Annotated in this window: 8 protein-coding genes; all 8 read right to left on the bottom strand. The window is 42.0% G+C overall.

Annotated features, from left to right (window positions below):
• Positions 1–130 precede the first annotated feature (130 nt).
• Positions 131–2509: a phenylalanine--tRNA ligase subunit beta gene (gene pheT, locus Q0212_RS01765; protein WP_297921288.1), complete on the bottom strand. Its 2379-nt coding sequence runs from the start codon at positions 2507–2509 to the stop codon at positions 131–133.
• A 94-nt stretch (positions 2510–2603) separates the two neighbouring features.
• The gene (locus tag Q0212_RS01760; RefSeq protein WP_297921285.1) at positions 2604–3029 is read right to left on the bottom strand and encodes a hypothetical protein; all 426 of its coding nucleotides are present in this window, start codon (positions 3027–3029) and stop codon (positions 2604–2606) included.
• A 58-nt stretch (positions 3030–3087) separates the two neighbouring features.
• Entirely contained in the window at positions 3088–4104 is a 1017-nt protein-coding gene (gene pheS / locus Q0212_RS01755; protein WP_297921283.1) for a phenylalanine--tRNA ligase subunit alpha, read from the bottom strand.
• 102 nt (positions 4105–4206) lie between these two features.
• Complete coding sequence (rplT, locus tag Q0212_RS01750; RefSeq protein WP_297921280.1) at positions 4207–4563, bottom strand: 50S ribosomal protein L20; 357 nt, start codon at positions 4561–4563, stop codon at positions 4207–4209.
• An 18-nt stretch (positions 4564–4581) separates the two neighbouring features.
• Positions 4582–4779, bottom strand: coding sequence for a 50S ribosomal protein L35 (rpmI, locus tag Q0212_RS01745; protein WP_107864911.1), 198 nt, complete (start codon positions 4777–4779; stop codon positions 4582–4584).
• Positions 4780–4906: 127 nt separating this feature from the next.
• Positions 4907–5467 (bottom strand): translation initiation factor IF-3, encoded by a 561-nt coding sequence (gene infC / locus Q0212_RS01740; RefSeq protein ID WP_297921273.1) that lies wholly within the window; start codon positions 5465–5467, stop codon positions 4907–4909.
• Positions 5468–5573: 106 nt separating this feature from the next.
• Positions 5574–7487 (bottom strand): threonine--tRNA ligase, encoded by a 1914-nt coding sequence (thrS, locus tag Q0212_RS01735; RefSeq protein WP_297921271.1) that lies wholly within the window; start codon positions 7485–7487, stop codon positions 5574–5576.
• Between the two features lie 214 nt (positions 7488–7701).
• Positions 7702–9142 (bottom strand): phosphoethanolamine transferase (locus Q0212_RS01730; RefSeq protein WP_297921268.1); only part of this gene is annotated, 1441 nt, incomplete at its 5' end.

The following is a 9142-nucleotide window of genomic DNA, read 5'->3' as shown; positions in this document are numbered from 1 at the left end:
GTTAAGTCCTAACTCATTAAACAAGTGTTCAACCATATCTGCTTTGGTCAGTGCGCTCATATTTACCTCTTATTATAATCACTAAAATTCGGGACTTATGACATGATAAATCCCGATTTAGTTTTGCCTGTTAGCGTAATACGGCATTATGTTGTTGTGCTAAAGCATCAACAATGGCTTGTACGCCTGCTTTTACTTCTTCATCTTGCAAAGTACGGTCATTGTGTTGCCAATGTGTACCAATGGCTAAACTACGTTTACCCTCAGCAATGCCCGTTCCTTGATAAACATCAAACAACCACACATTTTGTAACAATTCACTACCTGCTGCACGAGCGGTTGCCAGTACAGAATCCGCAGCAATTGTTGCATCCAAGACAATCGCAATATCACGACGTAAACTTGGAAAACGTGATAATTCTTTAAATTTAGGTAATTTTGCTGCTAATAATGGGGCTAATAACAGCTCAAATACATAAACAGCCCCTTCTAAATCAAGCTTTTGCTGAACTAGAGGATGCAATTTACCCAAATATCCCACTACTTGACCCTGTTCGTCAACTAGGGATGCAGTTTGTCCTGTGTGTAAGGCAGGATGTTGTGCAGCTTTGAAGCTAACTCTATCAGAAGTACCAGTAAGTGCAAGAATTGCTTCAACATTTCCCTTTAAATCAAAAAAGTCTACGTGAGTGCTTTTATTTGCCCATGCTTCGGCTAAAACATTACCTGTAATAACGCCGGCAACCATCATATCTTGCTGTAAAGAACCATCAGCTTGTGGCACAAAACGACTGCCAACCTCAAATAAACGAATACGGCTTTGTTGGCGATTTTGGTTATAGGCCACCGCATTTAACAAACCCGTCCATAATGTCGTACGCATCGTCGATAATTCACTCGACAACGGATTAGCCAAACTCAATGTGGGTGCTTGTGGGTCAAGAATTTGTTGTAATTTAGGATCAACAAAACTAAAAGTAATCGCTTCTTGATAATCCAAAGCCACTAACAACTCTTTAATGCGTTGGCTTGAGACAGCTTCGTCTTGAGCAGCTAATTCAAACGCTAATTGCGGTTGTTGTGTTGGTAAATTATCGTAACCATACACGCGCGCTAACTCTTCAATTAAATCTGCTTCTATGCTGATGTCAAAACGATAACTAGGTGCAGTAACTAACCAGCCGCCTTCTTGAGCAACTACATTCATGCCCAACGCCGTTAACATGGTTTCGGTTTGTTCGGCAGTTAGAGCAAAACCTAAAACTTGTTGGACTTTAGCAACACGTAATTCAATCGCTTGGCGTGTTGGTAAGGCTTGCTCTAAGGTTGCTTCAAGCACCTCACCTGCTTGACCACCAGCAATCGCTAAAATTAACTGTGTGGCACGCTCAATCGCCAAGCGTGGTAAATTAAAATCAACACCACGTTCAAAACGATGAGAGGAGTCAGTATGCAAACCATAACTACGCGCTTTACCTGCTAAGGCTAAAGGTTGAAAGAATGCACTTTCTAAAAAGATATCAACTGTTGTATCGCTCACCGCTGAGTCGTTACCGCCCATAATACCTGCTAAAGCAAGGGCTTTTTCTTGGTCAGCAATCACTAAACTATCAGCACGTAATTCAATAGTTTGTTTATTTAATAAAGTGAGTTGTTCACCTGCCTGTGCTTGACGCACCACAATACCACCTTCAATTTTATTCAAATCAAAAGCGTGCATCGGCTGACCCAACTCCATTAACACATAATTGGTCACATCCACTACCGCACCCAAGCTAGCAATGCCTGAACGCGCCAATTTGCGTACTAACCATTCAGGACTTGCTGCATTGGCTTGAATGCCTTTAATGACTCGACCAACATAACGTGGACAAGCATCTGCTTGTAAACTAATCGGCAAGGTGTCTTGTAATGTCGCTGGCACAGAGGGGATGCTTGGCCATGTTAATGGTAAACCATTAAAGGCACTTACTTCGCGCGCCATTCCTAACACACTCAAACAATCACCACGGTTTGGTGTAATACCAAACTCCATTGTGTAATCATCTAAATGTAGATAGTCACGAATGCTCATACCAATAGGCGCATCGGCAGGCAACTCTAACAAGCCATCTGTTTCTGGACTTAAACCTAACTCTTGTGCGGCACACAACATGCCAAAGGATTCTACACCACGTAATTTGGCACGTTTAATGGCAAAATCATTGGGTAAAACTGCACCAATGGTAGCAACTGGCACTTTTAAACCAGCACGCACATTGGCTGCTCCACACACGATTTGTAAATTTTCTGCTTGGCCAACATTCACAGTCGTCACACGTAAACGATCTGCTTGTGGATGTGGTTCTACAGCCACTACTTCACCCACAAAAACACCTGTAAATGCGGGTGCAATGGGTTGTAAGGCGTCGACTTCTAAGCCAGCCATGGTTAATTGATGGCCTAATTGTTGAGTATTTAACTGGCTTGGGTTCACCCACTCTCTCAGCCAACTTTCACTAATTTGCATTATCTATACCTTAATTTGCTTTTCCCTCACCTCAACCCTCTCCCACAGGGATAGGGAATTCTCTGATCGCTGTCGGAGAAAATGAGAGTGAAGGTTAAATATCAATCGCCAAATGCCAACGAATACCATGTTCAGCCAAACGCGTTAAAATAGCAGCCATGCTTTCTAAATCGTCAATTACCGCTTCTGGCTGTGCCAAAAGTTGTGGGGTTTTATCAATTTCGGCAATTAACGCTAATACCGTTTTTAAGCCTTCGTCTGCTGAGAACCATGTTAATTCTTGTGGGTCAAAGACTTCATCTTCATCAAGTAAGTCTTTAATATCATCGACATAATCATCCCACTCGCCTTGTGGCATACTAAAAAATTGCATTAGTGGTTTTACATTTGCGCGTTGGGCTAACTGCTCAAGCACATCTTCTTCGACACGAGCCAATGCTTTGCCATCCATATCCATAAAAAACTCATGGTTTTCATCAGTTTCTGGCACATCAGCACAAATATAATAAGCCACACTCATGCAATTTCTCCTCGTTACCTAGAGTACTTATCTTTTTGCATTAAGCATAAGTACACAATTATTTAAATTGCGCTAAGAACCGTAAATCATTATCAAAGAATAAACGTAAGTCATTGACGCCGTAACGCAACATCGCAAAACGTTCAACACCCATACCAAAGGCAAAACCGCTGTATTTTTCACTATCAATACCGCAATTTTTTAACACTTGGGGATGAACCATGCCACAACCTAATACTTCTAACCAACCTGTTTGTTTGCAGACACGGCAACCATGACCATCACACATCACACATTGAATGTCAACTTCTGCCGATGGTTCGGTAAATGGGAAGTATGAAGGGCGAAAACGTACAGCTAAGTCCTTTTCAAAGAACACGCGTAAAAAGTTTTGAATCACACTTTTTAGTTGAGCAAAACTGACATTTTCATCAATTAATAAACCTTCCACTTGATGGAACATTGGCGAATGGGTTAAGTCAGAATCACAACGATAGACACGACCTGGACAAACAATACGAATTGGCGGTTTTTGTTGTTCCATCACTCGAATTTGTACAGGTGAGGTATGCGTACGTAACAAACGATGGGCATCAAAATAAAAGGTATCATGCATCGCACGCGCAGGATGATGCGAGGGAATATTTAATGCTTCAAAATTATGAAAGTCATCTTCGACTTCAGGGCCACTGGCAACCTGAAATCCAGCTTGAGTAAAAAACTCCGTAATACGATTCATGACACGTGTTACAGGATGCAATCCTGCAGGCAATGTACCACGCCCAGCTAAGGTTACATCAACACGCTCAGATTCTAATTGACGTTGTAACGCCTCTGCCGCGAAGGCTTGACGACGCGCATCTAAGGCTTGATTAATGGCATCACGAACCTGATTTAATTTAGCACCTTGCTCTTTACGCGCTTCGGGGTCTAATGCCCCTAAACCTTTGGATAATTCAGTTAATTGACTTTTTTTGCCCAAAAACTGTACTCGTGCTTGCTCTAAAGCTTGGGCATCGGCAGCACTATTGATCATTGCCAGTGCATCATTCACTAGCACAGTTAAGTCAGTCATTCTTTTTTCCTACAAAACAAATATAAAAAAAGGGGAAGTGGCCATTAGCCCTCCCCCTTTTTACGAATCTAAATTAAAATTTAGACTCTTGATAAATAACGCTTAGGCGAGACTGGCTTTGGCTTTTTGAGCTAAAGCAGCAAACGCAACAGCATCATGTACCGCAATGTCAGCTAACACGCGACGGTCAACTTCAACAGAAGCTTTTTTCAGACCATTGATTAAACGGCTGTAAGACAAACCATTTAAGCGAGCAGCAGCATTGATACGGGCAATCCATAAAGCACGGAATTGACGTTTCTTTTGACGACGGTCACGGTAAGCGTATTGACCAGCTTTGATAACAGCTTGGAAAGCAACACGATACACACGAGAACGTGCGCCGTAGTAACCTTTAGCACGGTCAAGGATTTTTTTGTGACGACGATGGGCAATAACACCACGTTTTACACGAGCCATTCTTTAATCTCCAAAAAATTAGGTGTTAGGCAACATACGTTGTACTGATGGCACGTCCACAGCAGCAACCTGTGTACAACCACGTAACTGACGAATACGCTTAGCAGATTTTTTGGTCAGAATGTGACGTTTAAACGCTTGTTTACGCTTAAAGCCATTCGCTGTTTTTTTGAAGCGCTTTGCAGCACCACGAACGGTTTTGATTTTGGCAGACATAATTACCTCGTTAAAATGAACCCTTTTAGCATAAATTAAGAAAAACCAAGCCCATCCAAAGAAATCTTTAGAGGAGCTTTAATCTCAGAATTTAGCCTGAGGGTAAGAAATCAATGTTTATAAAACATTATTTCTTTTTCTTCGGTCCTATGAGCATAGACATCATACGACCTTCCATTTTGGGATGCTGTTCAACAGTCCCATGCTCACTTAAGTCAACTTCAATGCGTTGTAGCATTTTCATGCCTAACTCTTGGTGAGCAACTTCGCGTCCACGGAAACGCAAAGTAATTTTGGCTTTATCCCCGTCTTCTAAGAAGCGAACCAAGGCTTTTAATTTCACTTGATAATCGGCTTCTTCTGTACCAGGACGTAGCTTAATCTCTTTAATCTGTACTTGGTGTTGACGCTTTTTAGCATCTTTTAACTTTTGCTTTTGTTCAAAGACATGTTTGCCGTAATCCATAATACGACAGACTGGCGGAGTGGCATTTGGCACAATCTCTACCAAATCTAATTGCACAGACTCTGCTGCTGCTAAGGCTTCACGCAACGAAACCACGCCAACTTGTTCACCGTCTTTGTCAATCAAACGGACTTCTTTTGCACGGATTTCTGTATTAATCGCAGCGCGCTGTTTCGCGTCTTTGGTTTGCTGCGGTTTTTCTGGCTTGTTGTTAATTGTCATTGCTCCACTTTACAGGCTATCTCTTAGGACTGAATGTGATAAGTCCTGTTTATGCATAGAGCCAATAAAACTACATTCAATTTTATTGGCCTCATCACTCTGTTTATTATACTCGACCACGTAAGGCAATATCAGCACTTAACTTGGTAGCAAAATCATCTAAGCTCATCACGCCTAAATCTTTGCCATCACGAGTACGTACAGAAACGGTATTTTGTTCAACTTCGCGATCACCGATCACTAACAAGTACGGAATTCGCTCTAAAGTTCGTTCGCGGATTTTAAAGCCGATTTTCTCGTTTCTCAAGTCACTTATGACTCTAAAACCCTTCGCTTGTAGCTGATTTGCGAATTTTTTTGCAGATTCGGCTTGGTGATCGGTAATATTCATCACGACCGCTTGTACTGGTGCTAACCAAGGCGGTAATAATCCCGCATAATGCTCAATTAAAATACCAATAAAACGCTCAAACGAACCTAAAATCGCGCGGTGTAACATCACAGGTGGGCGACGACCGTTATCTTCAGCGACAAAACTAGCTTCTAAACGAGTGGGCAAGTTAAAATCGAGCTGTAGTGTACCACATTGCCAAACTCGACCTAAACAATCTTTTAATGAAAATTCAATTTTTGGCCCATAAAATGCGCCTTCACCCGCTTGTAACTCCCAAGCTAAGCCTGCATCATCTAATGCTTTGGCCATTGCTGCTTCGGCACGATCCCATAATTCTTCACTACCCACCCGTTTTGCAGGGCGAGTAGAAAGTTTTAAGGCAACATCATCAAAGCCAAAATCTTTGTAAACTTGTAAAGTTAAGGCAATAAATGCCGCTGCTTCACTACCGATTTGCTCTTCAGTACAGAAAATATGCGCATCATCTTGGGTAAAACCACGCACGCGCATTAAGCCATGTAAAGAACCAGACGGCTCATTACGATGACAAGAGCCAAACTCAGCTAAACGTAACGGCAAATCACGGTACGATTTTAAACCTTGGTTAAAAATCTGTACGTGACACGGACAGTTCATGGGCTTAACTGCATAGTCACGGTTTTCGGAATGTGTGGTAAACATATTGTCGGCGTAGTTTGCCCAGTGGCCAGACTTTTCCCACAAAATACGGTCAACCACTTGAGGAGTTTTTACCTCTAAATAACCGTTTTCGCGTTGTACTTGACGCATATATTGCTCAAGCACTTGATAGGTTGTCCAACCATTCGGATGCCAAAACACCATACCTGGTGCTTCTTCTTGCATATGGAATAAACCAAGTTGTTTACCCAATTTGCGATGGTCACGTTTGGCCGCTTCTTCTAAACGAGTGACGTAGGCTTGTAGGTCTTTTTTGTTTGCCCAACAAGTACCATAAATGCGCTGTAACATGGCATTGTTGCTATCACCACGCCAATAAGCGCCTGCTACTTTCATCAATTTAAAGGCTTTTAGTTTGCCTAAAGACGGCACATGAGGACCACGACACAAGTCGATAAAGTCAGCTTGGCGATAGAAAGATAAATCTTGATCAGTGTTAATGCTGCTAATGATTTCAACTTTATACTGCTCGCCCATCTCTTCAAATAATTTCACGGCCTCTGGACGTGACATTAAGGAGCGAACCACAGGTGTATCTTTAGCCGCTAACTCTTCCATCCGTTTTTCAATTTTGGCGAGATCTTCAGTGGTAAAAGGACGTTCAAACGCGAAGTCATAATAAAAACCGTCTTCAATGACTGGACCAATCGTCACTTGTGCGCTAGGAAACAGTTCTTTGACCGCCATTGCTAATAAATGGGCGCAAGAATGACGTAAGACTTCTAAACCATCGGCATCTTTTTCGGTGACAATGCTTAAATGAACATCTTCACTAATTAAATAAGAGGTATCTAATAATTGACCATTAATTTTGCCAGCTAAGGCGGCTTTGGCTAAACCTGCACCAATATTGGCAGCAACATCGGCAATAGTCACCGCTTGGTCAAAAGCGCGTTGTGACCCATCTGGGAGAGTAATGATTGGCATTTTTAATTTTCCTTTGGCTATCTGTTAGCAGTGGTGACTAATACCAATAGTCACATAACGTCGAGATCGCTCCAACAACAAGACTTTTCTATAGTCACATTATCCCCCATACCAGTGGGAGTTTCTTAATGGACGTTGATAGAGAATATACAAGGCAGGGCGAGCGGCTAGTCTAAACGAAGTGTTAAAGAAGTCAACGCCTTTCCCGCTCCTCCTAGTTGGCAATCAAATGACACCCTGTACCCGTTTGACTTTTATCGTAATCCATTTCGCTATTTGCTGCTTTCACCATTCGTGGCACACGCTGAAAACTGGCATCCGCAAACGAACGGCTGAGATCTTGTTGAGCAAAACGAATACCTGCTATGTCGCTGAATGTGTCAAATAAATCGCCTGTATGTACCGCTTGCTGCTGTGCTTGCATTAAATAACGATATTTTTCTGGGTTTTTGGCTCGCCATTGTGCGTTAAACCACATCAAAAAGGGTACTTCATAGGAGTTTTTGGCATCAATATGACCATCAACCTCACCACACTCCCCTAAAGCCAAACCGTGGTCACTGACATAGACAAAACCAGTCATTGCTTGACTTTGTTCCAGTGGTTTTAGTATTTGTTTTAATACAATATCTGTGTAGTAAATACTATTATCATAAGCGCTGGCAAACTTGTTAGCAGACGCAGGATAACGCTTTTCAAAATCAGGATGACTCCCATATAAATGCAGCACAATCAGTTTTTTATCGGCCTTATCGCTGAGTGCTTGTTGATAAAGTGGCAATAATTTTTCATCAAAATTATCGGGCGTGGTCATGGTATAAGAATGGGTATTGAGAAAATGCACTACGTCTGCACTTTGCGCGTAGGAAGAAATGAGAGAGTCAAATTCACCGTATTTCGCCTGATTACTCAACCAATAGACTTTGAAACCTGCCTGTTTGAACACACTCAAAAATGAAGGTTTCATCTCGGTATCGGGCGCTTTGGTCATTAAATAAGGAATAGACGTTGAGGTGTTGTAACCATAAGACACCATATCCTTAAAAACCAATAGATCAGGTTGTATGCCCATATTGGGTGTGGTATTTGGCTGATAACCGTATAATCCTAAATGATCTCGACGGGCGCTCTCACCAATCACCAACACATAGCTGGCAGACTGTTGTTTGAGGTCTGGGACTAAGGTAGGTGCAAAATCGGGGGGTTGCCGCACTAAGTCTTTGAGTTTTTGTACTTCTAAATCAGCCGCCATATACCCCAAAACTAAGTTTTGTGGATAGGCTTTACGAAAGTGTCGATATACATCTAAGGCATAATCACGGAGATTGTTATTACGCGGTGCGTAAGATAAGGGAATCAAAATCAGGGCAATTAATGCCCAACGGCCTAAGGAATGCGGACGCTTAAAATACTGGCCTGTCATATTTTTATAACAAAACCACGCAATAATGGCATAAGCTGAATAGGCAATCACCATGAATGGCTTATTAGCACGCGCCATGAAGTCCATAATTTCGGCGGTATTTGTACCAAACATAAGAAACCAAAAACTAATGTCAGTCGGTAATTTATAGAACAGCGCGTAGTATAGTGCGACGTGTGATAAGACAAAGAATGGCAATAACAACCAAAAATAAACCCGCGCCCGATTGACG

Source organism: uncultured Agitococcus sp., from assembly GCF_937920075.1.
Lineage (GTDB): Bacteria > Pseudomonadota > Gammaproteobacteria > Pseudomonadales > Moraxellaceae > Agitococcus.
This window is presented reverse-complemented; position numbering and strand designations above follow the sequence as displayed.

What these genes read in the sequence shown, in the direction of transcription:
- pheT (WP_297921288.1), bottom strand. Translation starts at nt 2,509, where the DNA reads ATGCAAATTAGTGAAAGTTGGCTGAGAGAGTGGGTGAACCCAAGCCAG.
- Q0212_RS01760 (WP_297921285.1), bottom strand. Translation starts at nt 3,029, where the DNA reads ATGAGTGTGGCTTATTATATTTGTGCTGATGTGCCAGAAACTGATGAA.
- pheS (WP_297921283.1), bottom strand. Translation starts at nt 4,104, where the DNA reads ATGACTGACTTAACTGTGCTAGTGAATGATGCACTGGCAATGATCAAT.
- rplT (WP_297921280.1), bottom strand. Translation starts at nt 4,563, where the DNA reads ATGGCTCGTGTAAAACGTGGTGTTATTGCCCATCGTCGTCACAAAAAA.
- rpmI (WP_107864911.1), bottom strand. Translation starts at nt 4,779, where the DNA reads ATGTCTGCCAAAATCAAAACCGTTCGTGGTGCTGCAAAGCGCTTCAAA.
- infC (WP_297921273.1), bottom strand. Translation starts at nt 5,467, where the DNA reads ATGACAATTAACAACAAGCCAGAAAAACCGCAGCAAACCAAAGACGCG.
- thrS (WP_297921271.1), bottom strand. Translation starts at nt 7,487, where the DNA reads ATGCCAATCATTACTCTCCCAGATGGGTCACAACGCGCTTTTGACCAA.